The organism is Shimazuella sp. NTD250 (assembly GCF_059510375.1).
In genome coordinates, this window is record NZ_JCAJZS010000008.1 from 135,024 (window position 1) to 158,717 (window position 23,694).

The following is a 23,694-nucleotide window of genomic DNA, read 5'->3' on the forward strand; positions in this document are numbered from 1 at the left end:
GAGCGGTCACGTTTTTAGAATAATTCCATTATAATTCAGAATATATAGATTGTCAACAACTTAATTCCCTCGAATTTGACTCCACATCGTAACCATATCAATCCAACCTCGATGTTCCGTAATTTTCCCATCGACCACCCGGTATTGGCGATAGAGAGTAACATCAATCGTATTGCCAGTTGGTGCAGTTCCAAAGAATATCCCTTTATGCGTGCCTTTTACCTTCATTCTTACGAGTACTTTATTGTCTTTCGTCATCATCTCTTCCACGGTATAGCCTTTATCAGGAAAGGATTTCAATATGGTTGCAGCAAACTTTTTCAGCCCTTCTTTGGATTGGTATGCAAGTTCTCGATAGTTTTCCGATAGAAATTGATCGAGGCAATCAAAATCATTTTTGTTCCAAAATTGCTCAACAAACTCGCTAACAACTTTCACATTTTGCTGTTCTACTGTATTCATCTAAAACATCTCCTTTGAATTTTTTATTTTTTATCATTAACCTTGTAACTGGGGTAAAAGGGTACCTGTATCAAACCAACCTTTATGCTTGACAATCTTCCCTTTTACTACTTGGAACTCACGATACTGGGTAATTTTTACTGATTTTTTTGTAGGAGCGTTCCCAGCGAAAGCCCTAACATGTTCAGCAGTGATGATGATTCTTGCTATGGCTTTTTCTCTCTGGACAAAAATTTCATCTACCTCATATTGTCGATTCGTAAATGCTTCTGTTATTTGTGGGGAGAAAAACTGATCTGTCTCATTTAGTGTGATTTCATTTGCTTTCTCTTGAATAAATGCGGTTACTACTTCCAAATTTTTTTGTTCTATTGTGTTCATCACAAACATCTCCTTTAAATTTATATAAATGTAACCAAAAGGTAACGTATTTCCTAAAAAAATGTGTTTTTGAGTATTTAACTTGAAATTACAGCTTTAAAGGAAACGGAAATTTCTTCGCTTGCTAAAATAGATTCGCTATGCTTCAAAAGGATGGTACTGTTCGCATTTTTACGGTTACTTCCTGCTACTAAGGTTATTCTCATGGATTTGATCACCTTTCTTTTAAATTATGTGTTATTCCGTTTTGACTTGCTGACAGACCAATTTGTTTGTGCTAACATGTGACTAAAAGATCACCTTTGATATTTTTATCATATGTTACCATGTGGTCACATGTCAAGGGTTGCTTATCATTTTTTAAAATATTTTTTTGGGAGGATTTTTGATGGAGAAAGATGCCTTTAAGGCACTGGCTGATCCAAGTCGGCGCAAGCTTTTGGATTTGCTCTACTCCTCAGATGGGCAGTCCTTACATGAATTATGTGAGCCGCTTGAGATGTCCCGGTTTGGTGTGATGAAACATCTAAACATATTAGAAGAAGCGGGGCTGATTACAACTAAAAAAGTCGGTCGAGAAAAGTTACATTATTTAAATGCTGTGCCTATTCACCAGATTTATAATAGATGGGTGAGCAAATATACCGAACCGTGGGTGGGTGGATTAGCATCTCTGCAAGAAGAATTGGAGCGTGATAAAAGCATGGAAAGCAAACCTAGTCATATTCACCGCATAGCGATAAAAGCAAAGCCAGATCAAGTCTGGGATGCGATCACAGATCCAGAGAAAACATCGAAGTTTTGGTTCAACTGTGCAGTGCGCTCGACTTGGGAAGAGGAGTCCTCCTTTGAGCTATGGAATCAAGAAGAGAAGAAGGCGGAAGGCATCATCTTAGACATCAAGCCTCCACATATACTTGTGCTGAGCTTCCGTTTTCATTCTTTCCCAGGCACAGAAAAGGACACTCCATCAAGGATCACATGGGAATTACAAGAACATGAAGCAATCCCCGGTACTACACTTGTAACGGTGATTCATGATGAATTTGCACAAGCGGAAAACACAGCGAAAATCTTGGAAAATGGTTTACCGATAGTTATTTCCGGTTTGAAGACGTTATTGGAAACAGGGAAGCCGCTGGCTAGTGAGTAATATACTGTAATCTTCTACTTGGCTATCAAATATTTCTTCAAAACTACTTGTTGCTTAGTTGGAAGGAGCTTGGTGCTGTTGAGCCAAAGAAAGCTGGTACGAAGGATTTCTTGGGAATCCGACATATCAAAGGGCAGCCAATCGAGGTTCTGAAAACAATCTGAGCAGTCCGTAGTCTCCAATCATATAGGAATACTGCTGGTCTGTTCCCCACCTCATCTGTTTCTCTGATGGGGTGGCGCCGTTTAACATAAAATCTTCAGAGGTAAATACATAGTCAACTAAATAGCCCCCAAAACAAAATGGTTTATTTTATTTTTCGAAGATTATAAAATGAGAGAGCACAGGCAATCCCTGTTTTATTGGCCTAGAAGAAAAGAGAAAAACGTAGTAAATCTCATTAAGCCGAAATCGATATAACCGAAGATTTGCAAAGACCTATCTCTCTTGGAGCAATTGTGCTACGACAAAAGATCCCGTGGCTGAAAAGCCTCTCCCTGCTGAATCTCAGCATCGCGGATATCCTGCTCGGATCGAAGGGACAGCTTGTTTTCCCAGGACTGGGGCTTTTGCTGGAAAAACAGGGCCTGATCTTCCATTTGGGCTTGATCCTCATGGACGTTATGGCTTCTCAGGTAGTGTTCAACCTGTTCGTGCGGCGTTGGATCAAACGCTGGGGAGCCAAAAACACAGTGCAGGTAATGCTAGTGATCGGTGTGGTAACTAGTGTCCTGCTAGTCATCGCGATGCAGTACGGCAACGTGCTCTGCTACTACTTGGCATTTGGCATTTCTCCAGGTATTTCGAGCGCATGCTTAACGATCGTCTCTCTGATGCTTCGTAAGCAGCTCGGTGAAGACCACATCAAGGGAACCTCACAGATTGGTCTTATTGCAACACTAGCTACAGCTGTCTGCACGTATCTGGGCTTTCAGGCACCTATGTTCATCTGGGTGATCCTAGATTCTGGGCTTCAGTTGGGCATCGTGGTCTTGATGTTCTTCTGCATCCCAGATGCTGATGAACCCGAGGAGCAGTCACTAAAGGGTATGTTGCATGATCCAGCGATGCGCATCAATGTCGGAAACTTCTGCATGCTGCTCGTGTTCTACTGTTTTGGCAAGCTGCTACCGCTTGCTGAAGTTGTCGATGAAGGACATGTGGATATCCTGCTTCTGGTGATCTCGCTTCTGTCAGGGCTGGCTCAGGTCCTTTTGAGCAGTTATGCCAATAAGCATCGGTCGAGGAGCAGCTGGATCATCTTGGTCTGCCGAATCTGCATGTTGATCGGTCTTGGTTTGATCCTGCTCAGCGGAGGTTCATGGGTTGCGATCGGCACTGGTGGAACCCTTTGGGCGCTGGGCGTGTGTAGCAACTCCATCGTCAGGCACGCGAGCTACGCCAACGCGTCGGACAAAGTGTTGGGTGGCACTCTCCCTATGGTGACTTGGAACTTGTCGGGTCTTATTGGGGGTGCTTACATTTGGCTCGCGGAGTCTATCCATGTATCTCACCGAGCCGCTATGGGATGGCTCCTCATTCCGGCAGGAGTTTCCGTGATGTTCGCGGTAGTCACGTGGAAGCTTCACAAATTGCCACCTAAGGACCCGCAGATTTAGTCGGTTGGGGCTGGTGAGACAAACTAAACTAACGAATAGAAAGGCTAACTATCAGGGAATTGCTCGATGACCCACAAGTCCAGCAGGGCTTGGGTCATCGGCAAATATTATAAGGCTATTTTTCCCCTGTATCTTCTTTATTCTATTAGGATACTAGAAAAAGCACTCCTACCAGCCAGATTAAGTAATCCAACCTGTGGAGTGTGTTTTTTGTTTTGTGTAGCTATTCACTGTGATCTTCGATCACAATTAATTTATCATCTTTAATCTGAAAGATAGATTTCCCTTGGTGTTGCAGCTTTCCTCCAGCAACTAATCCGATCAAATCCATCGCAAGTGTCGCTTCATAATCAATCTCTATTTCTACTTTGTCTGGGAGAACCGTAAACTGTTTGATCGTTTGACAGCGCTCGGAAAAGACATCCTTCGCTTCTTCTGCAAACTCACGAAACTCATCGATGCCTTTTGTCTCTACCTCTATCTCACCGCCGGAAATATTGCGGAATTGTACATCTGGGTGTAAAAGCGCTACCATTTCCTCAATATCAAAAGCATTGTAAGCGTCCACATATTGCTGTACGAGACTTTTTTCTTTGGTGTTCATTCACATTCTCCCATCATAAGTAGATATACACGATTGATAAAGGTATTACTGTAAAAGAATAGCAATTTATCCTACTATATATAAAATTTAATAGTTAGTCAATTCTGTACTTATGAAGGGAAGTTAATTTATTAATCTTCAGGTGGTTTAATATAAGAATCTCTCATCATTATGACCTCCTTTTATAGTTCATCTGGTGGTCCAGGAAAGCTCATTTTTTTACCCTCCTATCATTATGTCTCAAAGCAATGGTCTTTCTAGTCTAGTCATCATCTGGTGGACCAGGAAAGCTCATGTTTTACCTCCTACCATTAATGTCTCAAAAACAATGGTCAATTTAGTCTATTGATCATCTGGTGGACCTGTAAAATCCATAACTCTATCACCTATTTTCACTGTAGATCTGATGATATTCATCCAATAGTTCATAATATTTTGTTCGATTGGTGTCCCGATAACAACTAGCAATTTTCAAAAGCAAATTTCTAATATTCCCCCGCTTTCCAAGTTTTTTATAGTTATCGAGAGATTCTTCATAAACTTTACTAGCTTTTTCTACTTTTTCATATTGAATGTAGTAGTCTCCAACACATTCTAATGATTCAGCTAATACTATCTTATTTGAAGTTTCCTTTGATTTGTAGATAGCAGTAGTAAACATTTCATATGCTTTTTGAGAAGCGTTCACTTGCTGATACAATTTTCCCATCTGGATAAAGATTTTAGAAATGAAAAACTTATTTTGCATGTGTGAACCCATTTTTATAGCAGATTGAAAGCAGATTTCTGCATTTTGAATTTCATTTTGTTGCTGGTAACACTCCCCTAAGGCCACCCACAGATAACTGGCGTGGTCATACATACGATTAACCCTAGCCATTATAAGGCCTTCAGTAGCAAGTGTTACAGCTTGTTCAAATCTGGATAGTTTGGTTAAAAGCCTTGTTTTTATTTCATACATACTAAGAATTACTTGTCGACTATCGATATTATTTCTATTTGCCCATAAATCCTCGATTTCCAACAATGCCTCTTCGTTTCGATTTAACTCTTCCAAATAGATAACTTTACTAATCAGTAAGTAATGATAGATATGTTCTTTCTCTCCATCTTTATAAAAAATGTCAAGTCCTTTGACTGTGTATTCCATGGCTTTGTCTATACAATCTTCATAAAAATGAATCCGTCCTAATGCATGACAGCTCGCAGGGGCAAGATTATACATCCTTAGTTCTGGGTCATAGTTTTCCACCACTTGCTGATAGACTACTTTTGCTTTGTCTTTTTTCCCTTTCCTCTCCCAATATCTCGCTTTTAAATACAGTGCCCAAATGCGATGGTATTCGCTTTCAGGCTTTATTTTCCTAAGTTCTTCCCATGCTTCATCAGGGGAGACCATGTTAAGGTGGTTTTCGATCGAGAGTAGTTTTAACGCGATATCTACTTCATCCGCTTCGTCGGCTTCCGTTTGGTATTTTTGAATTTCCACTCCTAGTTGTTCGCATAAGAAGATGACTTTTTCTCTACTGACGGAAACACTTCCTCTTTCCATTCTGCTGATCGTACCAGTGGATAAAAATCCGTCCAGCGCAAGGTCTTCTTGGCGATAACCCTTTTTCTTTCTCGCTTCTCGTATCTCGGAAGCTAGTTCCGCAGTGACATAGAGATGAGTTTTCATATCAACACCTCAAAAAAATTTTTTTGGATAGTTTGTATGACAAACGCTTAATTTTAATGCAGCGTATGCTGTTTACAAAGAAGTTGCATTAAAATTCGGGCTTTTACCCGGAATTTTAACGGATTTCATAGGCTATTATTCTTTGTTGGAATTAATTTCATAATTGGTAAAATTCATTATACTATGCGAAGATGTGCTTGAAAATCATATTTTTTAGGAGGAGTTTCGATGATTCAATTACAAATCACAGGAGAAGTAGCAGAAGTACAAGCTTTTGTTCACTATTTGAGAGAACAGCCTATGTTTCAAGTAGAGCAGAAAGAAGAAGAAAGAGGTTATGATCATGATTATTTTTCACTCACTTGTGAAGTGAAAACGAGTCTATTAAAGCCATCTTTGCGGACTGTCCATAAAGTGCATCTGGTCACACCTGATCGAAAAAAATATGGTGATTGAGCTGTTAGATGCGAAAGTGAAGAAGGTTGGCAGCAGCGTGACCATCACAGGCCGCAGTTACGATATTTTTACTTGAGATAGAATATTATTCAAATTATAATTATTGTGTCATCATGACGGATTTACTGAACATGAGAGAGACATGCAAAATTTGAAGCGTAGGATGTTTGATCTGTTCCATCGTTTCAAGCAGAACAGACAAATCGATCAGCTTGCGAGAAAGTATCGTAAGCTCTACAGGCAGATGACACAGGCTCTCTGTGAACAGCAGAGAGTGATCAATCAGCTTGATGGCGAGGAGCTGACTCAGGCACAAACAGCCATGTGGGACATGAGCTCAAATTACTACGTTGATCTCAGAAAGATCATCAACTCTGTTCCAGAGGCGCACATCAAGCGTTTCTGGCAGCTGGCGTCGTAGTAATCCGCCCCACTCTGCCAGACCGGTGGAGGGGGGCGGAAACGACAGAATATTAATCGAAATATTTAAAATAAAATCCAAAAGGACACATAGCTATGCTATAATTTTTACGAAAGCTTAACACAAGAGAAAGGCTACCCGTATGAGTGTACGTAAGCTTGTACTTGTAGCGAATCCCAGTGGTGAAGTGAACCACAAGGATGTGGCTGAGGAGACTGAAGAAGAAACTCCTGAGGAACTCCGGGAAAAGTTCATCAAGATCCGTGGACGATACGAGGAAGTATGTGGGGAAAGTACTCGCTTGTGCGATCGCATCGGTGATGGTCTTGCCCCTCAAAAAGAGATGGATGAGCTAAAAGCCGGAAAGTTCTCGGATAGAGAGCAGGCTTACGAGGACTTCATGAAGATGATGGACGAGAAGCCGTACGAAATACAAGTTGCTGTGTTTGGTTGGTGAAATCGTAGTGTTAAATGATACACCAGCCAAAGCACCCCCCTGTCCAAGTCGACGAGGGGGGTGCTGTGCTTTGTGTGTATATTTTTCCCTCTCCCTTGTCGACAATGGAAGTAACATGAGACAAGGAGCCGTTACATGGGGAGACTTATTCAGTTTGAGACATTGCGTGCTACATATGAAGAACAACTTCGCGATCGAGCGTTAAACTACTTTCCATGGGATGAGATGGATAATATAAAAAAAACACAGGTGTTTCCAATCGTCCGTTATTGGTCACGTGTAAAGCAAAATATTGTGCTGGAGGCAATCTACCGATTGGTATATGATGCCTATGTTTGGGGGATGCGGTCTGCAAAAACAGTTCGTGCTATTCGTCTGCGCGAATTTGCTGACGAATCTTGGGAACGTATTTATGCAAAATACTTTACAAAAGAAGGATATGAGTTGGTCAAGTCTTGTATGGCTCAGTTTGCTGTTGAGCATTGGCTGGATGAACGGGCACTGATGGACATATATCTATTAGGAGAAGGGCTTGTCATACATTGGTTTTGCCAAGGTGTAGAAGAAGAGTGCAAACGATGTCGACATTGATAGTGTGATAAGCCTGTCTTTATATGCATACACATAGGAAATAATAGTGAATCTGGGCGGTGAAGATATTGTGGGAGAAGCTTCATGAATCGTTGCGAGAGCAAAAATTTTTGTGGCTGGCGATCTCGTTTCTGTTTGGATTTCTTACCATTCCTATGTGGATTCATCTCGATTTGCAGCAATCTTGGTATACATGGACGATGCCTTTATCAAGTAAAGTAATCGTGATCGATGCGGGTCACGGTGGGATCGATGGCGGTGCAACTAGTGCGGAAGGATTAGCAGAAAAAGAGATTACCCTAAAAATTTCCTCTTATTTACGTGACTTTCTTCAGCAGAGTGGTGCATATGTCATCATGACACGAGAAACAGATACAGATTTAGCAGGAGAAGGAAATGGAAAGAGTAGATGGAAAGCAAGAGACCTTTCCCAGCGCTTGAATTTAGTAAAACAAGAAAATGCTGATGTGTTTGTAAGTATTCATGGGAATGCCTTTCCTGGGAAGTCACATGGAGCACAGACATTTTACAATCCTACTCGTGAAGCAAATAAGAAGTTAGCTACATTTATACAAAATGAGCTCGTTCATAATCTAGAAAATACAGACCGGATTGCAAAAGCGAAAAACGATGTATTTTTATTAAAATATTCCCCTGTTCCAACAGCTTTGGTAGAAGTCGGTTTTCTCAGCGATGCCGAAGAAGCTAGATTGTTGGGTGACGAAAAGTATCAACGAAAAATAGCTGCTTCGATCTACTATGGCATTTTAGCCTACCACTCGGATATAATGAAAAACGAATAATATACACGAGGGCCCATTTTATTTTTTGGGTGGAGTTAAAACGAGGTGTCCACTTCCATGATAACGGCAGAGCAAGTATTAGAGGCTTTAAAAGGGGTAAAAGACCCGGAAATTGATCGAAGCCTCGTCGAGTTAAATATGATTCGCAATATCCAAATTGAGGGTACTACCGTTTCCCTCGATGTAATCTTAACCATCCAAGGATGTCCCTTGAAGGTGAAGATCGGGGAAGATGTAGAAGATGCGATTAAAGCTTTGGGAGCTGAAAAAGTTCATGTGACATTTGGTTCGATGACAGATGAGGAACGAGCAGCTCTTTCGCAAAAGCTACGTACTCCTCAGCAGCAAACAGGTGCTTCAGACCTGCTGTCCCCAACTTCTAAAACCAAGTTTATTGCAGTTGCAAGCGGAAAAGGTGGAGTAGGAAAATCAACGGTCACCGTAAATCTCGCAGTATCTTTGGCTCGACTTGGCAAAAAAGTCGGGATCATCGATGCAGATATTTATGGATTTAGTGTTCCTGATATGATGGGCATTGAACAAAGGCCAGTTGTCATTGATGAGACCATCTTACCTGTAGAGCGTTTTGGAGTGAAAGTGATGTCGATGGGCTTTTTTGTTGATGACAATGCACCAGTAGTTTGGCGTGGGCCGATTCTCGGTAAAATGCTGCGCAACTTTTTCCATGAAGTTCATTGGGGAGAGCTCGATTATTTGCTGCTCGATCTGCCTCCGGGAACAGGAGATGTTGCGTTAGATGTTCATCAAATCATCCCTCAGAGCAAAGAAATCATTGTGACCACTCCACATGCAACGGCTGCATTTGTTGCTGCGCGAGCAGGTGCAATGGCACTACATACAACTAAGCACGAATTGCTCGGGGTAGTGGAAAATATGTCTTGGTATGAGACGCGAGATGGAGAGCAAGATTATGTGTTTGGACGCGGTGGCGGGCAAAAGCTGGCAGAAGAGCTTCATGTCGAACTGCTGGCACAAATTCCACTCCGTGCTCCAGATACGCTTGATCCTAACGATCCATTGTTCTCTCCATCGATTTATGATGCTGAGCATCCCACTGGAGAAATATATCGCCGACTAGCCGAAAAAGTTATTGCCAAAGTGTAAACAAAAAGCGGAACCGATCAATCTCGGTTCTTCTTTTTGTTTGTTGGAGCAAAAGCACTTTGTCCTTGATCTCCTTCGCTTTCACCTTCACCTTCTTCACCGCCATCTTCTTTTTTATCGCCTTCTTTTTTCTGGCCACCCTCTTTTTGTTGTTCTTGTGAGAGTTTCATCAGTTTATCTTTGATTGTGGGGATTTGAAGCGATTCGGCGATAACTTTCATTACTTCTTTCCGGTATTCGCTGCTCTTGGTCAATTGGAGCAGCTGTTTTTCAAATTCGGGGTCTTTTATGATATCCATCATCGATTTTTGGTATTCAGGGTCTTTCATCAAAGCTTTCAACATCTGTTGCTGTTGTTTTTCTGTCGCCTTAGAAAAGCTTTCTGCTACCTCTGGTTTTGCCATCATCGTTTCTAATTTTTTTTGCATTTTCGGATCAGCAAATGATTTTTGCATCATCGATTCTATCTTCTGATCATCCATCAACATCTGTTGCTTAATTTCGGGTGTACTCAATACATCTTGAAAAACTTTTTCTCCTTCTTTGGAATGGAGAATATCGAGCATCATTTGTTTCATTTGCGGATATTGAATTTCTTGTTGGGATTGCTGTGATTTCTGGCTGCAAGCTGTAAGTCCAATCACGAACAACAAGAGCCAAGCTATATATTTTCGATACATGATAATTCCTCCGACAACACTGTTTACTGCTTAATATGAGATGAAAAAGCTTTGCTTATGCGGAGATATGGGTAATTTCCAATAGTTTCTTCTTGAGAAATAAAAAAGACCAAAGCGTGTCATTAGCTTTGGTCTTTGATCTATGGGTATCTCATTATATGCTCGGGGCGGCGGGGACAGGTGTGTTGCATCCTGTCTCCGCCACCGGACGGAATCTACTGGGAAGAAGAGATTACGGGTGCCTCGTTTCTCCGATCCACACTGGCTTGCTCGGGGTTTGCGTACCGTATGGACCTGTGCCGTTTACTCCATACGGAGTCGAGGGCTGAGCGGGTTGCCCGCCGAACGCCTGGTTGTCCTGTTGTACGGGAGCCTGACGCGGAGCGGAGTAACCGCCAGCGACCGGAGCACCCTGTTGTACGGGGGCCTGCTGCGGAGCGGGGTAACCGCCAGCGACCGGGGCATCCTGTTGTACGGGAGCCTGCTGCGGAGCGGGGTAACCGCCAGCGACCGGAGCACCCTGTTGTACGGAAGCCTGCCGCGGAGCGGGGTAACCGCCAGCGACCGGAGCATCCTGTTGTACGGGAGCCTGACGCGGAGCGGAGTAACCGTCAGCGACCGGAGCACCCTGTTGTACGGAAGCCTGACGCGAAGCGGGGTGACCGCCAGCGACCGGGGTACCCTGTTGTACGGAAGCCTGCTGGTACCACTGCCCGACAAGACCACGCTGAACCTGCTGCCCGCCGGGACCTCGATGGAACTGCTGCCTGCCGAGAACCTGCGGGACCTGCTGAATGCCGGGGGCTTGCTGGAACTGCTGCTCACCGGGACCTCGATGGAACTGCTGTCCGCCGAGCCCCTGTGTGAATTGCTGTCGACCGAGCTTCTGCGGGCGCTGTCCAGTGGGAACTTCTGCACACTCCTGTTCGAGAAGCAGCTTCTCCTGGTGTTCGATCTTCTGTTGCCTCTGCCTCTCACTCAGCAGGCCCATGGAGAGCCAGTCCAAGTAGTGGAAGGCGTCCTTGAACTTCTCGTTGAAGAAGGTGAGGAACTCGTTGATGTCCTTGGGGTCTTTTGTCTTTTCTGATTTTTCCGCTTCTACGCGGGCATTGTGGACTTCACGAGCGAACATGTGCTGAGCAGTCCACACTCGCTGTTCTGTCGAGCCTTCCTTGGCTCCCTTCTCCAAGTGCCTCAGCACCGAGTCGGCGATCTGGTTCGCCTCCATGGGAGTCAGCCCGTTGATGAGCTTCCGAATGTTTTCGACGTTCAGTGCCTTCTTGTTCTCCTTGAACTTCCCTCCGAGCCAGAAGAAGAGTGCGTTGATGGCCAGGAATACCAGCCAGATAATGGCCGTAAACCTGTTGATTTCGAGATGCACCGTGATCCCTTCCGGGGTAGATTTCGCTTACCCTCATTCTACCAAGAAGTTTTTTCCAAGAAAATTCCCTTTTTCCTCTAAAGTGAAATTTTTTTTTGAAATGGGGTGATAAGTGAAAGGGAGGGTTATATATGCTACAATCTTAGACGAAGCAAGGGAGTGCTCATACATATGACATTAAAAAAATTGTTCTTTTGGATTGGCTCTACCCTGATTGTCGGGGCAGTGCTGTCCATTGTATTGGCTTATGGAATCCGTGCAGCTACCGGAACGAATCTGGGGGAGTTTACCCAAATTTTATTGACAGGATTAACATTTGCGGCAGTTGCCGAACTTGGATTTTTCTCTTATTTGGTCTTTAATTGGTTAGCAAAAGGCTTTTTGCGCAATCCAAAGCTTTTTTCGTCGATTCAAATTTTTTTAATCCTCATCCTGCTGTTTAATTTGATTTATTTAAATACAAGTAAATTTGCAGGATCATCTCTGATCGCTCATTTGGTTGTACCACTTGTGATTTTGCTTATTTCCCTTGCAGTTGCTTGGTGGAAGTCAGCAAAAAGTGTTGCAGGGGCATTTGTCCCAACGCTGTTTTTTATGGTAGCGGCAACAACGTTGGAAGCGATCCCTTCGATCAATTCGAAAGCGGGTGAAGTTCCCTTGCCATTTGTCGTTTTTACGGTAATGATTTTACTCGTTTGTAACAGCTATCAGATTTTACAGCTCTCTTGGCTGGTCACTCGTTCACAAAAAAATAACTAAACTGTTAGAAAGAGGTCTGATTCATAGCGGCCTCTTTTTTTATTTTGCTTATATAATCTGAGATGTAGCCGACAAAACCTCCGAAGAGGGGAATTATATGACGAGAAGAAACACATTGCTGATTGGAAGCATGCCTTTTTTAGATGAGAGGGATGCAATGACCAAAGCAATTCAAATTCTAGGTGACTCGCTTATTTCCTTGCCGGATGGGGAGATTGGAGAGAAATCAAAAGAATATCCAAACGGAAATCGGTCTGCTGGGATTAATTCCGTTATTGATAGTTGTCTGAAAGATAAAGAACACTGGGACACACTAAAAGAGGCAGAACGCGGTTCTAATGGATTTCCCTTATCATATCAATCAGCCGTGAAATTACAGCCTAAACATTCGGCAGCAGATATAGACCAGTATTTAAATCTTGGATATTTGGATTACTTTAAGAAAAGTTATCCGATATTCCAGCAGTTGCGGACAGAGAAAGGTTTGCCTGGATTAAAGTTTCAAGTGGGCATCCCAACAGGTCTTGCGCTTAGCTTGATTATGCTGCGACCACTTCAAGCATTCCGTTATCAAGAGTCATTTAATCGACGGTTGGCATATGAAGTAAATGAAATGATCCGTATCGCAGATGGTGATGTCATCATTCAGATTGAAGCGCCTGCTGAAATAGCGCTGGCACAGCAACTTCCGAAAATGATGAATGGGATCGCTGTGAACAGTTTACTTTCACTCATTGAAAAACTTGATACAGCAGCAACTATTGGTCTGCATTTTTGTTGGGGAGACCTAAATAATAAAGCGCTGACCCATGCGAAAACATTAGATAAAATGGTTCACTTTACAAATAAATTAATCGAAAAATGGCCGGAGACCTATCAGCTTGAGTATGTTCATTTTCCATTAGCAGAAGGAGATGCTCCTCCTTCCTTAGAATTGGAGTATTACAAGCCTTTGAAGTATGTCCATCTGCCAGAGAATATAAAATTTGTCGCTGGTTTTATCCATGAAAAGCGAAATTTTGAAGAGTCAAAGATGATTTTAAAACATATTGAATCGGTTCGCAGTCATACCGTCGATATCGCATGTTCATGTGGATTAGGCCGAAGAAATCCGGAAGTAGCGATGTATTTGTTAAAGTTAACTGGGCAATTGCTCGAAGTAGACGGTTTTGGAATGTAAAAAGAGATGCTGACTTTGCAGTTAGCATCTCTTTTGGATGGAAAGTTTAGTTTACTGATTTTTGCTTTACATCTGATCCTGCTAATAACTCGGATATCGTCACAAACTCATAGCCTTTTGCTCGAAGTTGGTCGATGATTTGAGGAAGGGCGTCTTTTGTTTGACGGCAGGAGTCACTAGCGTGGAGCAAAATAATATCTCCTGGGTGTGCTTTGGTAACAACACGCTTTGTAATTTGGTCGACACCAGGGTTCATCCAATCGCGTGAATCAGTATCCCATTGAATCGATTTATAGCCCATCTCATCTGCAATTTTTAGTACTCGTTTGTCAAAATCGCCGTTTGGATATCGTATGAGATTGAGCTGTTTGAGACCTGTTACCTTTTTTAAAATGCTATCTGACTTCGTTATCTGATTACGAATCTCTGCATCCGATAATGTGCTATAGTTTTCGTGTTTATGACCATGACTGCCGATTTCCCACTTAGCGTCTACGATTCGTTTTACAATATCAGGATGACCTTCTGACCAAGGAGAGGAGAGGAAGAAGGTAGCTTTTTTTATCCCTTTTTGCTCAAGTACATCAAGAATGGGACCGGTCCGCTCTTCCCCCCAACTGATATCAAAGGTGAGTGCTACCACTTTTTTATCGGTTTTTACACTATAAATCGCAGAAGGTCCATTATCGTCTAATGGGAGAAATACATCAACATTTTGTCGTTCGGCATAGACGATTCCCGCTGCAAAAACCATTCCAAGTGCAAGTAAGCCGACTTTCTTTAGCTGTTTGGCTGATAGTATCCAGAAAAAGTTCATTTTAAAATTGACCTCCATCCGTTTGTCCTACTTTCATCGTATGGGCGGTCAGGACAACTTATGTCTGATTTCTTGAAATGTTCTTGTTTGAATCTGTTAACTGGAAAACATTATTCATATATAAAACAAACACCCCCATTTCGTTGGTAGGTGTTTGTTTATCCTGCTTTTATTTTTAAACAAAGGAATGCTACAGAAGTTCCTCAATTTTATCTGCCATTTTTTCCGGTTCCGTATTTGGTGCAAAGCGTTTTGCGACTTTACCATCCTGATCGACGAGAAATTTTGTAAAGTTCCATTTGATCGCTCCACCGAGGATTCCAGAAGCTTCTTTGGTGAGTTGTTTGAATAGAGGATGGGCATTTGATCCATTGACATCGATCTTGGCAAACACAGGGAAGGAAACTCCATAATTCACTTGGCAGAAGTCTTGAATTTCTTCGTTCGTTCCAGGTTCTTGTCCGAGAAACTGGTTACAAGGGAAACCGAGGATCTCTAATCCTTGATCTTTGTATTTTTCATATAGTTCTTGTAAACCTTTGTACTGAGGTGTAAATCCGCATTTGCTCGCAACGTTAACGATTAGTAGTACCTTTCCGCGGTAGTCGGCAAGGGATTTCTCTTCCCCAATGGAAGTAGTAACGCTGATATCATATATGCTCATGGTATGTAATCTCCTTTTTGTAAGAGTAACTAACTATAGTTTAGCAGAGTAGGAGAGGGAAGCAAATTAACGAAATAGTATTTTTTTTTGAATATTGTATGGTATAATTCAAAGTAGAGGCAGGACAGCTGCCACTGAGAGAAGGGAAACACCCATGGGTTCTCCGCATGGTGAACCGGTCGACCAGACCGAAGACGAGAGCTCCGAGGGGAGCGAGACCACAACGGACTGACGGCCGGGACCACCGGCGGACTTCTCGTCTGAAGTGACGGCAAGTCCTCTTGGGTCCTAGTCCACCTAGGAACGCTGGCTCGGTATCTCTTTTGGGATGCCGAGCCAGTCACACATATAAGCAGAACACAAGCTGATCCATAGGGGCTCTTGGGTCAGTTTTTTAATATATAAAATACTTGCTAACTGAAAATTATTCTTGCCAGTTAGGCAATAGATACTATAATAAATATAAGCAATGAACATTGCTTGTTGTTAGTGAAGGGTAACACACATGACAACTCCATCAACTGACGACTCCACCACTCTCGAAAGCAGTGGAGTCGACGCCAGTTCCGGTCAGGAAGCTGGCCAGGGAGAGAACTGGGGCAGGTACAGGCCGACCGGGCGTAAGCCTGTGAGGACGGACGCAGAAGATCAGCGTCTGGACTCCGAAGAAGGTCCCTGGCACGACTAGTCCTTCTCTCTGCGTGGCATAGTCGGAACACTGGCTCGGCATCTCTACAGAGACGCCGAGCCAGACGCATGTAATCGGTTTGAATCAACAATAAAGCCTACTTCCTATTGAAGAAGTAGGCTTGTCTTATTTTAATATGAACTCGTTTGACCTGTAAAATGCCACCAGTGTACTGCAAGCTGGTAGTAGTAATTGTAATAAGCTTTTGCATAAGAAGTTACACCATAGTCATATACCATTTTGGTATAACAAGAGGTTCCACCAGTTGGCACTGAACATGTATACTCTCTGCCATCACTATTTCGGTGGATAGTTGCTTTATTTGTATTTATACTATCAGTGTTTTTCCAATTCGAATTAATCGTCAATCGTGCCCATGCGGTATGACAGCTGAAACTATAGCGGATTTCAATCACCCCGCCAGGATACGTAGTAGCTTCGTTAGGGTCTTTTAAATTAGCTGACCGAATCGTAGTAGCGTCGTTTGCACAAGATGTTGCTGTTGGAGATACACCGTCATAACTACTAGCAGCATGAGAGGTTGGGACTACGAAAAAAAAGCTCAATAAGAGAACGCTGATGATACTAAACGCACGAAACTTACCTAGCAGAGCCATCCACCTTTTCGTAGTAGGATAGTACAATCTTATATGGAATATAACACAAATGATTTCTATAATATATAAAATTCTATTTGTTGAAAAATTACAGTAAAATGATGCAGATAGTACTCTGTTAATTTGATGGAGCTAATGTTCTCCACATGCTATAATAGCGATCAGGAGTGATGCACGATGGGCACGAAAGGAACAAAAGTGGTAGCTCGGAATAAAAAAGCAACACATGACTACCATATAGAAGAGACATATGAAGCAGGGATTGTCCTCACTGGAACCGAGATCAAATCGATCCGAAAGGGAAAAGTAAACCTGCAAGATGCTTATGCGAGGGTGACTAAAGGGGAACTTTATGTCGTTGGCATGCATATCAGTCCATTTGAACAAGGAAATCGATACAATGTCGATCCTACTCGCACCCGAAAGCTGCTGATGCATAAAAAAGAGATCAACAAATTGATCGGACAGATCAAGGTAAAAGGACTTACGTTGATTCCACTCGATCTTCATCTGCGGGATGGGTTTGCAAAGCTGCAATTGGCTCTTGGCAAAGGGAAAAAATTGTATGATAAACGTGCATCTGCGGCAAAACGGGATGCCGATCGCATGATCGAACGGAAGTTAAAAGAACAAAATCGCTGACCCTATACAAAGAAGAGTAAACGTGTTATAATCATAAGTCGTTATTGCTCTTTTGATATGGGGGCGTTTTTGGGATTCGACGGGGATGATTGTCCCACGAGGAGCGAGCCGAGGGGCTGCGTATCTCGCTAAATACGCGGAAGCCAATAATAACTGGCAAAAACGAAAATCTTGCTCTAGCTGCCTAATAGTGTAGCTAGGATCCACTTCTCCATCGCCTATGTGGAGCTGCTGGGTCTCAAACTTTAGTAGGCTAGCTGATCGATAGGCCACGATCGATTTAGCGAAATGTAGTGGCTGGTCTGATAAGTCGCCTGTCGCTGGGCAGCTTGTCAGATGAGACTCTAATACAGCGACTGCGCTCGGAGTGCCTCGTGGGGTGATGTCTTCGGACAGCGGTTCGACTCCGCTCGCCTCCACCATATATATAATAAAAAACCGTAACCTTTTGTGGGTTACGGTTTTTTATTATATATATGAGTTTGATAGGTATTTTTCGTAAGAACATGGGGAGTATTGTCCTAAAATCATGCGCCCCCGCTGGACATCAGTCCGGCGGGGGTGCTTGTCAGCTCAGAACTATCATCTTTTCGCGGATGGCGGCAGTCAGCCTGAGCAGGGCTTTCTCAACTGAATCTCCTTCGATGGTGAAGATCGATGTGATCACGCCCATGTTGAGATCGCGCACCTCGAAAGAGGCGTCGAGGAACGAATCGGGGTAGTTCTTACTCCCATCCTGCTGTTCCTTCATCTTCACGAACAGATCTCGCCACTTGCGGGCATTTTCTTTGTAGGGACACTTCATCGAATCGTCCCAGATCTGTTGCTTGAGGAAGATGTCCAAGAGCCTCCCGAGCGTAACATCATCTATGATTCCCTTCAGGTTGAAGGTTTCGGCGATCGCCACACCATGGAAGTCGGAGTAGAGATCGTGTGGTGCCTTCGAATCGAGGCTGTGGACTAGATTCCAACCCTTCTCATCGATGACACGGGTTCCAACAATCTCATTTTGGATGACCACACGCTTGGCTGCTGCTTGGCCTTCGAGCGATATGACAGTCAATTCCTGGCGAGCAGTGGCTCGTGCACCGCGGCTGATGACATTTGCCTCGATGCGATCACCCTTAGCCTGGCCGTCGATCCTCCTACAGCGGAGCAGGCCGTGGCGGGCGTCAACTCGCGCTTGCTCGCCGATGATTGACGTGTGGATTGAGGCAGCTATTGCCCTTCCATAGATACCCTCGACCACTTTGAGGTGACCAGAGGCGTTCACGTGCCCGCCTTCACGGATGACACCGATGTCGGCTGTCTTCTTCGAGATTGCAGCGCCCATGACCTCCTTGATCTCGAGGTGCTCGTTTGCATTGGCATGACCGTTCTCCCCTAGGCAATGGAGCCAGATCTTGTCTCCCATTACCTTACCATGGGCAGTTCCACCAATTACTCGGGGAGCACAGACGGAGCTCTTCTCATCACTGTTGGTGAACCTTACTTCCTTGTCGCCCTGAACGCGACCCAGAACATGTTCGACGGTGAACTGATCACCCTTGAACACGGTGTTGTCCGGACAGCGAGGCAGAATTGCTCCTGTCTCGACCCTCTCTTGAGTCTCACTGTTGGCGGGGGATTTGAACTCAGGGAGGTGTTGATTGCTCATGTCTGCTCCTTAGAGCTTGAGTGTTGTTTGCTGCTGATAGTTTCTTGAAATACCAGTTTCCATCGAACCGACGGAAAAGGCAACTCTATTTCTATTAGACCAAAAGTTTAAAATCTAAGCAATACATTAGTTACAGGCAATGAATTTTGTCATTAGAATAAGAATCTGTTGAATTATTCGTCAAAATATTAATCCAACAACCATTTTTATAGGGATTATCTGAATTAAATTTTAAAACATTAAAAAGTATAACTTTTCCATTTGTTTGCCGATCTGATGGAGAAACTCCATTTTTTCACCGTATGATTTTTGTTATGATAGATTTACCACATACATAGTTTAGTTGATGGATTATAGAAAAGTAGGTGAAAACACAGATGGACCCAATAAGAGAAAGAGTGATTCGTCTTTTCCAATATCTGAAAGAGACGAAAAGTCTGCAAGAGAAAATTGTCCGAACCGTCGAGGAACACGAAACTGTTTGGTGGCAGTCTGATCTGATGGGTATGAGCGGAGTAGATATTTATGATATTTATAGCAATGATGAAGTTTGGATGAGCGTTGAACGACCACATCTGAGCGAAGCTCCAACACCGCCATCAAAATTGATCGGTTGGATCAGCGACTGGAAACAACCAGATAAAAAGCCAAAACCAATTGCGAGCAAAGGAAAAAAGGAGTTCCAAAAAGATGCAGAGCGCGTAGAACTTCTAGAGAATTGGCTAAACGATGAATGGAAACCTTGGGCTGGGGAAGTTGCCGCCAAGTATAAAGTGAAACGTGTTTATGATGAGTTGTTTTCCTTATATAATCGTCTGCAAGCAGAGGGTGACAGCGTAGAAATCGTTTGGGGACATGGTTTGCTCAATTGGGAAATTGGTGATGTACGTATTTCCCGTCACTTGATCGTCACCCCCTTAGAACTGCATTTTTACCCAGAAAAAGGGGAGTTTCGACTTACTTCCACTTCAAAAGGAAGTTATATGGAGACGGATATGCTCACATCTACTTCCTTTACGCATACCAATCAAATTCATGAGTTGGTACAAGAGCAGGGTGGATTATACTCCCCGCGACAAGAAGATGAGATATCTCCTGTTCTCCAACGAGTAGTACATGTGATCAGCCCGGATGGCCGTTATACTTCAGAGATGGAGCCTGTAAACAAGGCGACAGAACGGCCATTTGTCACCTATAGCCCGGCTGTTTTTATTCGTCGAAAAGGGGCATTAGCTTGGGATCAGGAGCTTCGTGATGTCCTCGATCGTTTACAGGAAGGATACCCTATTTCCCGCGTGCTGTCTCGCTTAGTTTGGCTGGAAGACGAAGATGTATTTACATTTGAAAGAGAACAGGAAGAAGATCATATTTTAAGTGAGCATTTACTCTTCCCTCTTCCTGCTAACCAACAACAAAAAGATATCGTGGAGAAACTCAATCACGAAGATGGTGTCGTTGTTCAAGGTCCGCCTGGGACTGGAAAAAGCCATACGATCGCTAATTTAATCTGTCATTTACTCGCTCAAGGGAAACGTGTATTGGTGACAAGTGAAAAAGAGCGTGTTTTAGATGTATTGCGTGGCAAAATTCCACAAGAGATTCGATCTTTATGTGTGAGTTTGCTCGGCGGGGATGCGAAAAGTGTAAAAGAGTTAGAAACCTCGATACGTTCCATCTCCGAACAATTATCTACGAAACAATTGACTGATCTGGAGCGGAGCATCAACGAATTTAACCAAGAGTTAAGAAATGTACGGGGTAAGATCGATGATATTGAAGAACAAATGAGCAGGATCGCGATGATGGACAGCCGAACAAAAGAAATCGACGGCGAAAAATGGACACCGCTTTCAGCTGCCAAATGGTTACATCAAAATCGTGAACATAACTGGCTGCCAGATTCGATTTCGCCAGATGTTGCCCTGCCGATGAGTGGACAAGAAGTACAGGATTTGGTGGAAGGTCTGTCTCATTTTAAAGCGGAAGATCGTATTTCTTTAACAAGTGTACGTCCTGAACTTACACAGCTGCCAAACCCTGTTAACTTTGCTGCATTGATGCAAGAATTGCAGGTTGTAGAACAAAGTGTGGAGCAAAATCGAGTGTTCTACCAAGAATGGAATATTTCTGGCTCCGTTGCCCACTTGTTGCCGCCAGCTACACGCGTTGTAGAAGAAGCGATCCTAGAGTTGCAAGAGATTTACCGTGATGCTTGGCAGATGAATGTTTTGCAGCAAACAAAAGAAGAGCACGATTGGCCGGAGTTGATCGAAGAATTCCGCGATCGATTAAGTTGGATCAGTGCCTACGATAAAGCTTTACTAGAGTTTGATGTGGAATTACCGATTGGGAAGTCAACAGCAACCATCAAGCAAGATGTGGCATATGTATTGGAAAGAATGAAACAGATGAAGCGCACAGGCCGTGTATTCCGTCGTATTACTGGGCGCCAATACTCGTATCTGTTTAAAGAATGTACTATCAATGGCAAAGTAGCCAAAGAACGAGAAGATTTTGAGATTATCCAAGACTATATTGAGCGTAACGATCTGCGAAATCGCGTTGTTCTAAAGTGGAATCGATTGATGGAAGATATCAATGGCCCAATGGTGGAAGCAACTACGCCAAGATTGGTACATTTATTGACAGAGTGCTTGGAGCAGATTGAATATTTGTTAGCATGGCCTTTGCGTGTAGAACAGCAACTAAGTCCGATTGTAGAAAAACTAGGAGTACCACAAGCGGATTATGTTCGCATTGAATGGTATGAAGACTTTATACACGCCTTGCAAGCTCTGCAAGACTATTTCCAGTGGGAAAAACTAAACCAAAATTTCAAGCAGCTGCATCATATATTAGTAACAGGAAGAGATTCCGAGTATGCTCACTCCTATTGGAGTGATTTGCTTAAAGCATTGCAAGAAGCAGATATGAATCGTTGGGAACAAATCTATAATGATCTTGAGCGTTTGGAAAGTTTGCAAACTGTCTATAGTCGTTTCCAAGAGAAATATGAACAACTTCGTAAGTTTGCACCACAACTTGTTTCCAAATTGGAACAAGAAGAAAATTTTCCTTATGCTAACTTTGCTGAAGCTTGGAAATGGAGTCAACTCAAGTATTCGCTGAGTCAATTTGCACCGACGAATGACTTGGATTCATTAGAAAAAGAGCTGCATAAGCATCAAGATAGAGAAGCTTTTATCATTCGTCAGTTAGTTGCGGACGCGACTTGGAAAGAACGGTTGGAAAAGACAACAGAAAGAGAAAAACGCAGTTTGATTTCGTGGTTACAGTTGATCAAGCGGATTGGTACGAGTTCTGATAAACAATTGGATCTTTATCGCAAACAGGCCAACGAGGAACTCAATGTATGTCGTGGCGCTATTCCCGTTTGGATCATGCCAATCCAACGTGTTATCGAAAATATTAAACTAGATGATGATCGTTTTGATGTTGTCATTGTCGATGAGAGCAGTCAGAGCAATCTGTATGCACTAAGTGCGCTGCTCCGTGGGAAGAAAGCAGTTATTGTGGGAGACGATGGTCAGATTGTCCCGGATATGGTGAAGTTTGATAGTGATTTGAATATGGAATTGATTAAACGTTACCTTTATGATATTCCACAGTCTGGTCATCTCGATATTTCTACCAGCTTATATGACACAGCAAACCGGATCATTCACAACAAAGTGATTTTAAAAGAACATTTTAGAAGTGTTCCAGATATTATCCAATTTAGCAATCAATTAAGTTATGACAATGAAATGATTCCATTGCGACTGCCTAGCTTACAAGATAACCTCTCCCCATCGATAGTGACTGTTCCGGTTCAAGTAGATAATCCTAAAGAAAATGCGAAGGGATTAAACGAACCAGAAGCAATTACTGTTGCAGAGCAGATTTTAAAATGCTGCAATGATGAGCGATATGCCAATAAAACATTTGGTGTTATCTCATTGGCTGGGGGAGAACAAGCGAAACTGATAGAAGATCGCCTTCGTATGGAGCTAGGAGAGCTGGAAATGATGCGCCGTCATGTCATTTGTGGTGATCCTTATCGATTCCAAGGTGATGAGCGAGATATTATTTTCTTATCACTCGGTGTACTTCCCGGTGAAAAGCCGAAAGCTTTAACTTCGGATGCGGATCGACGTCAGTTTACTGTTGCTACGAGTCGGGCAAGAGATCAGATCTTCTTATTCCATTCTGTAGAGTTGACAGGTCTATCACCTGATGACATTCGTTTCTCCCTGCTGAAATATTGCCAGAGCATCTCTTCTGGTCAAAATACGGAAGCAATCGAAGAGGACAAGCTATTTGCTTCTCAACTGGAACAAGATGTCTATCAGTACATCGTGGACAAAGGTTATAACGCTAGTGTCAAAGTCCAGATAGGGATTGGAAAGAGTTTAGATATCGTGATCGAAGGACAGAAAACGAGACTCGCTATCGAGTGTGATGGAGATAAGGCTCTCACGATGGAACAATGGAAACAAGAATTTGAACGTCAATCATTATTGGAACGAGTGGGCTGGCACTTTCATCGAATTCGTGGCAGTTACTTCTATCAAGATCCAGAAACCGCTATGCAGGCTGTTTGGGAGAAATGCAAAAAACTACAGATTTTCCCAAAGCAATCTTCCGATAGTCGAGAGTTAGAAAAAGTATAAGACACTATTAAGGTGTAATCCATTTAGGATTGCATCTTTCTTTTTAAACAAGGAAACGGAAAGAATACCTATTACAGTAGTGGAATATAGATTTTAATATAAAAAGAAAAAAAGGTGTTGACTATTTAAGTCTGTCCATGCTATATTATTTCTTGTCGCCGCGACAGTGCGGACAGACAACAAAAA

Annotated in this window: 25 protein-coding genes and 1 other RNA gene; 15 read left to right on the top strand and 11 right to left on the bottom strand. The window is 43.0% G+C overall.

The window, feature by feature from the left end:
• Positions 1 to 60: 60 nt before the first annotated feature.
• The 3 genes from AC5WOF_RS17650 to AC5WOF_RS17660 all read right to left on the bottom strand — a co-directional run bounded on the left by AC5WOF_RS17650 (position 61) and on the right by AC5WOF_RS17660 (position 1,049).
• Positions 61 to 462: an ester cyclase gene (locus AC5WOF_RS17650; protein WP_496051249.1), complete on the bottom strand. Its 402-nt coding sequence runs from the start codon at positions 460 to 462 to the stop codon at positions 61 to 63.
• A gap of 36 nt (positions 463 to 498) precedes the next feature.
• Positions 499 to 843 (bottom strand): ester cyclase, encoded by a 345-nt coding sequence (locus AC5WOF_RS17655; RefSeq protein WP_496051250.1) that lies wholly within the window; start codon positions 841 to 843, stop codon positions 499 to 501.
• A gap of 77 nt (positions 844 to 920) precedes the next feature.
• Positions 921 to 1,049, bottom strand: a complete 129-nt coding sequence (locus AC5WOF_RS17660) for a hypothetical protein (RefSeq protein WP_496051251.1) — start codon at positions 1,047 to 1,049, stop codon at positions 921 to 923.
• A gap of 182 nt (positions 1,050 to 1,231) precedes the next feature.
• Here AC5WOF_RS17660 and AC5WOF_RS17665 point away from each other — a divergent pair, with 182 nt between their 5' ends.
• Positions 1,232 to 1,996, top strand: a complete 765-nt coding sequence (locus AC5WOF_RS17665; protein WP_496051252.1) for an ArsR/SmtB family transcription factor — start codon at positions 1,232 to 1,234, stop codon at positions 1,994 to 1,996.
• Positions 1,997 to 2,454: 458 nt separating this feature from the next.
• Positions 2,455 to 3,615, top strand: a complete 1,161-nt coding sequence (locus AC5WOF_RS17670; RefSeq protein WP_496051253.1) for a hypothetical protein — start codon at positions 2,455 to 2,457, stop codon at positions 3,613 to 3,615.
• Positions 3,616 to 3,838: 223 nt separating this feature from the next.
• On the opposite strand, the gene AC5WOF_RS17675 is transcribed toward AC5WOF_RS17670, so the two are convergent.
• Positions 3,839 to 4,219 carry a nuclear transport factor 2 family protein gene (locus tag AC5WOF_RS17675; RefSeq protein ID WP_496051254.1) on the bottom strand — a complete coding sequence of 127 codons (381 nt, stop codon included), beginning with the start codon at positions 4,217 to 4,219 and terminating at the stop codon, positions 3,839 to 3,841.
• Between the two features lie 382 nt (positions 4,220 to 4,601).
• Positions 4,602 to 5,897 (bottom strand): helix-turn-helix domain-containing protein, encoded by a 1,296-nt coding sequence (locus AC5WOF_RS17680; protein ID WP_496051255.1) that lies wholly within the window; start codon positions 5,895 to 5,897, stop codon positions 4,602 to 4,604.
• Between the two features lie 228 nt (positions 5,898 to 6,125).
• Between AC5WOF_RS17680 and AC5WOF_RS17685 the strand changes: the two genes are divergently transcribed.
• The 6 genes from AC5WOF_RS17685 to AC5WOF_RS17710 all read left to right on the top strand — a co-directional run bounded on the left by AC5WOF_RS17685 (position 6,126) and on the right by AC5WOF_RS17710 (position 9,750).
• A complete protein-coding gene (locus AC5WOF_RS17685) occupies positions 6,126 to 6,353 on the top strand; it encodes a hypothetical protein (protein WP_496051256.1) in 228 nt (75 codons plus the stop codon).
• A gap of 142 nt (positions 6,354 to 6,495) precedes the next feature.
• Complete coding sequence (locus AC5WOF_RS17690) at positions 6,496 to 6,774, top strand: hypothetical protein (protein WP_496051257.1); 279 nt, start codon at positions 6,496 to 6,498, stop codon at positions 6,772 to 6,774.
• Positions 6,775 to 6,916: 142 nt separating this feature from the next.
• Positions 6,917 to 7,231, top strand: a complete 315-nt coding sequence (locus tag AC5WOF_RS17695; protein WP_496051258.1) for a hypothetical protein — start codon at positions 6,917 to 6,919, stop codon at positions 7,229 to 7,231.
• 135 nt (positions 7,232 to 7,366) lie between these two features.
• Positions 7,367 to 7,822, top strand: coding sequence for a hypothetical protein (locus AC5WOF_RS17700; protein ID WP_496051259.1), 456 nt, complete (start codon positions 7,367 to 7,369; stop codon positions 7,820 to 7,822).
• A gap of 59 nt (positions 7,823 to 7,881) precedes the next feature.
• Positions 7,882 to 8,625: an N-acetylmuramoyl-L-alanine amidase CwlD gene (gene cwlD / locus AC5WOF_RS17705; RefSeq protein WP_496051260.1), complete on the top strand. Its 744-nt coding sequence runs from the start codon at positions 7,882 to 7,884 to the stop codon at positions 8,623 to 8,625.
• A 57-nt stretch (positions 8,626 to 8,682) separates the two neighbouring features.
• Positions 8,683 to 9,750 carry a P-loop NTPase gene (locus AC5WOF_RS17710; RefSeq protein ID WP_496051261.1) on the top strand — a complete coding sequence of 356 codons (1,068 nt, stop codon included), beginning with the start codon at positions 8,683 to 8,685 and terminating at the stop codon, positions 9,748 to 9,750.
• 17 nt (positions 9,751 to 9,767) lie between these two features.
• On the opposite strand, the gene gerD is transcribed toward AC5WOF_RS17710, so the two are convergent.
• Complete coding sequence (gene gerD / locus AC5WOF_RS17715) at positions 9,768 to 10,430, bottom strand: spore germination lipoprotein GerD (protein ID WP_496051262.1); 663 nt, start codon at positions 10,428 to 10,430, stop codon at positions 9,768 to 9,770.
• A gap of 116 nt (positions 10,431 to 10,546) precedes the next feature.
• On the opposite strand from gerD, the gene AC5WOF_RS17720 reads away from it, so the two are divergent.
• Complete coding sequence (locus AC5WOF_RS17720; protein ID WP_496051263.1) at positions 10,547 to 10,759, top strand: hypothetical protein; 213 nt, start codon at positions 10,547 to 10,549, stop codon at positions 10,757 to 10,759.
• 5 nt (positions 10,760 to 10,764) lie between these two features.
• Positions 10,765 to 11,517 carry a hypothetical protein gene (locus AC5WOF_RS17725; RefSeq protein ID WP_496051264.1) on the top strand — a complete coding sequence of 251 codons (753 nt, stop codon included), beginning with the start codon at positions 10,765 to 10,767 and terminating at the stop codon, positions 11,515 to 11,517.
• Positions 11,518 to 11,548: 31 nt separating this feature from the next.
• On the opposite strand, the gene AC5WOF_RS17730 is transcribed toward AC5WOF_RS17725, so the two are convergent.
• Positions 11,549 to 11,848, bottom strand: a complete 300-nt coding sequence (locus tag AC5WOF_RS17730; RefSeq protein WP_496051265.1) for a hypothetical protein — start codon at positions 11,846 to 11,848, stop codon at positions 11,549 to 11,551.
• Positions 11,849 to 11,982: 134 nt separating this feature from the next.
• On the opposite strand from AC5WOF_RS17730, the gene AC5WOF_RS17735 reads away from it, so the two are divergent.
• Both AC5WOF_RS17735 and AC5WOF_RS17740 read left to right on the top strand, forming a co-directional pair.
• On the top strand, positions 11,983 to 12,570 hold the full coding sequence (locus tag AC5WOF_RS17735) for a KinB-signaling pathway activation protein (RefSeq protein WP_496051266.1): 588 nt from the start codon (positions 11,983 to 11,985) through the stop codon (positions 12,568 to 12,570).
• A 97-nt stretch (positions 12,571 to 12,667) separates the two neighbouring features.
• On the top strand, positions 12,668 to 13,750 hold the full coding sequence (locus tag AC5WOF_RS17740; RefSeq protein WP_496051267.1) for a hypothetical protein: 1,083 nt from the start codon (positions 12,668 to 12,670) through the stop codon (positions 13,748 to 13,750).
• Positions 13,751 to 13,796: 46 nt separating this feature from the next.
• Here AC5WOF_RS17740 and pdaB read toward each other — a convergent pair whose 3' ends face one another.
• The 3 genes from pdaB to AC5WOF_RS17755 form a co-directional block, all read right to left on the bottom strand.
• Complete coding sequence (gene pdaB, locus AC5WOF_RS17745; RefSeq protein ID WP_496051268.1) at positions 13,797 to 14,567, bottom strand: polysaccharide deacetylase family sporulation protein PdaB; 771 nt, start codon at positions 14,565 to 14,567, stop codon at positions 13,797 to 13,799.
• Between the two features lie 190 nt (positions 14,568 to 14,757).
• The gene (locus AC5WOF_RS17750) at positions 14,758 to 15,231 is read right to left on the bottom strand and encodes a glutathione peroxidase (RefSeq protein WP_496051269.1); all 474 of its coding nucleotides are present in this window, start codon (positions 15,229 to 15,231) and stop codon (positions 14,758 to 14,760) included.
• Positions 15,232 to 16,050: 819 nt separating this feature from the next.
• The gene (locus AC5WOF_RS17755) at positions 16,051 to 16,536 is read right to left on the bottom strand and encodes a DUF2690 domain-containing protein (RefSeq protein WP_496051270.1); all 486 of its coding nucleotides are present in this window, start codon (positions 16,534 to 16,536) and stop codon (positions 16,051 to 16,053) included.
• A 177-nt stretch (positions 16,537 to 16,713) separates the two neighbouring features.
• Between AC5WOF_RS17755 and smpB the strand changes: the two genes are divergently transcribed.
• Together smpB and ssrA are read left to right on the top strand one after the other, a co-directional pair.
• Complete coding sequence (gene smpB / locus AC5WOF_RS17760) at positions 16,714 to 17,178, top strand: SsrA-binding protein SmpB (protein ID WP_496051271.1); 465 nt, start codon at positions 16,714 to 16,716, stop codon at positions 17,176 to 17,178.
• A gap of 59 nt (positions 17,179 to 17,237) precedes the next feature.
• Positions 17,238 to 17,600, top strand: a transfer-messenger RNA (tmRNA) gene (gene ssrA, locus AC5WOF_RS17765).
• A gap of 146 nt (positions 17,601 to 17,746) precedes the next feature.
• Here ssrA and AC5WOF_RS17770 read toward each other — a convergent pair.
• The gene (locus AC5WOF_RS17770) at positions 17,747 to 18,835 is read right to left on the bottom strand and encodes a hypothetical protein (RefSeq protein ID WP_496051272.1); all 1,089 of its coding nucleotides are present in this window, start codon (positions 18,833 to 18,835) and stop codon (positions 17,747 to 17,749) included.
• Positions 18,836 to 19,212: 377 nt separating this feature from the next.
• Here AC5WOF_RS17770 and AC5WOF_RS17775 point away from each other — a divergent pair, with 377 nt between their 5' ends.
• Positions 19,213 to 23,508, top strand: coding sequence for a PDDEXK-like endonuclease domain-containing protein (locus AC5WOF_RS17775; RefSeq protein WP_496051273.1), 4,296 nt, complete (start codon positions 19,213 to 19,215; stop codon positions 23,506 to 23,508).
• Positions 23,509 to 23,694 lie beyond the last annotated feature (186 nt).

Excerpts from the sequence above, each read along its gene's own strand:
- AC5WOF_RS17650 (WP_496051249.1), bottom strand. The coding sequence starts at position 462 with ATGAATACAGTAGAACAGCAAAATGTGAAAGTTGTTAGCGAGTTTGTT.
- AC5WOF_RS17655 (WP_496051250.1), bottom strand. The coding sequence starts at position 843 with ATGAACACAATAGAACAAAAAAATTTGGAAGTAGTAACCGCATTTATT.
- AC5WOF_RS17660 (WP_496051251.1), bottom strand. The coding sequence starts at position 1,049 with ATGAGAATAACCTTAGTAGCAGGAAGTAACCGTAAAAATGCGAACAGT.
- AC5WOF_RS17665 (WP_496051252.1), top strand. The coding sequence starts at position 1,232 with ATGGAGAAAGATGCCTTTAAGGCACTGGCTGATCCAAGTCGGCGCAAG.
- AC5WOF_RS17675 (WP_496051254.1), bottom strand. The coding sequence starts at position 4,219 with ATGAACACCAAAGAAAAAAGTCTCGTACAGCAATATGTGGACGCTTAC.
- AC5WOF_RS17680 (WP_496051255.1), bottom strand. The coding sequence starts at position 5,897 with ATGAAAACTCATCTCTATGTCACTGCGGAACTAGCTTCCGAGATACGA.
- AC5WOF_RS17685 (WP_496051256.1), top strand. The coding sequence starts at position 6,126 with ATGATTCAATTACAAATCACAGGAGAAGTAGCAGAAGTACAAGCTTTT.
- AC5WOF_RS17690 (WP_496051257.1), top strand. The coding sequence starts at position 6,496 with ATGCAAAATTTGAAGCGTAGGATGTTTGATCTGTTCCATCGTTTCAAG.
- AC5WOF_RS17695 (WP_496051258.1), top strand. The coding sequence starts at position 6,917 with ATGAGTGTACGTAAGCTTGTACTTGTAGCGAATCCCAGTGGTGAAGTG.
- AC5WOF_RS17700 (WP_496051259.1), top strand. The coding sequence starts at position 7,367 with ATGGGGAGACTTATTCAGTTTGAGACATTGCGTGCTACATATGAAGAA.
- AC5WOF_RS17710 (WP_496051261.1), top strand. The coding sequence starts at position 8,683 with ATGATAACGGCAGAGCAAGTATTAGAGGCTTTAAAAGGGGTAAAAGAC.
- gerD (WP_496051262.1), bottom strand. The coding sequence starts at position 10,430 with ATGTATCGAAAATATATAGCTTGGCTCTTGTTGTTCGTGATTGGACTT.
- AC5WOF_RS17730 (WP_496051265.1), bottom strand. The coding sequence starts at position 11,848 with ATGAGGGTAAGCGAAATCTACCCCGGAAGGGATCACGGTGCATCTCGA.
- AC5WOF_RS17735 (WP_496051266.1), top strand. The coding sequence starts at position 11,983 with ATGACATTAAAAAAATTGTTCTTTTGGATTGGCTCTACCCTGATTGTC.
- AC5WOF_RS17740 (WP_496051267.1), top strand. The coding sequence starts at position 12,668 with ATGACGAGAAGAAACACATTGCTGATTGGAAGCATGCCTTTTTTAGAT.
- pdaB (WP_496051268.1), bottom strand. The coding sequence starts at position 14,567 with ATGAACTTTTTCTGGATACTATCAGCCAAACAGCTAAAGAAAGTCGGC.
- AC5WOF_RS17750 (WP_496051269.1), bottom strand. The coding sequence starts at position 15,231 with ATGAGCATATATGATATCAGCGTTACTACTTCCATTGGGGAAGAGAAA.
- AC5WOF_RS17755 (WP_496051270.1), bottom strand. The coding sequence starts at position 16,536 with ATGGCTCTGCTAGGTAAGTTTCGTGCGTTTAGTATCATCAGCGTTCTC.
- smpB (WP_496051271.1), top strand. The coding sequence starts at position 16,714 with ATGGGCACGAAAGGAACAAAAGTGGTAGCTCGGAATAAAAAAGCAACA.
- AC5WOF_RS17770 (WP_496051272.1), bottom strand. The coding sequence starts at position 18,835 with ATGAGCAATCAACACCTCCCTGAGTTCAAATCCCCCGCCAACAGTGAG.
- AC5WOF_RS17775 (WP_496051273.1), top strand. The coding sequence starts at position 19,213 with ATGGACCCAATAAGAGAAAGAGTGATTCGTCTTTTCCAATATCTGAAA.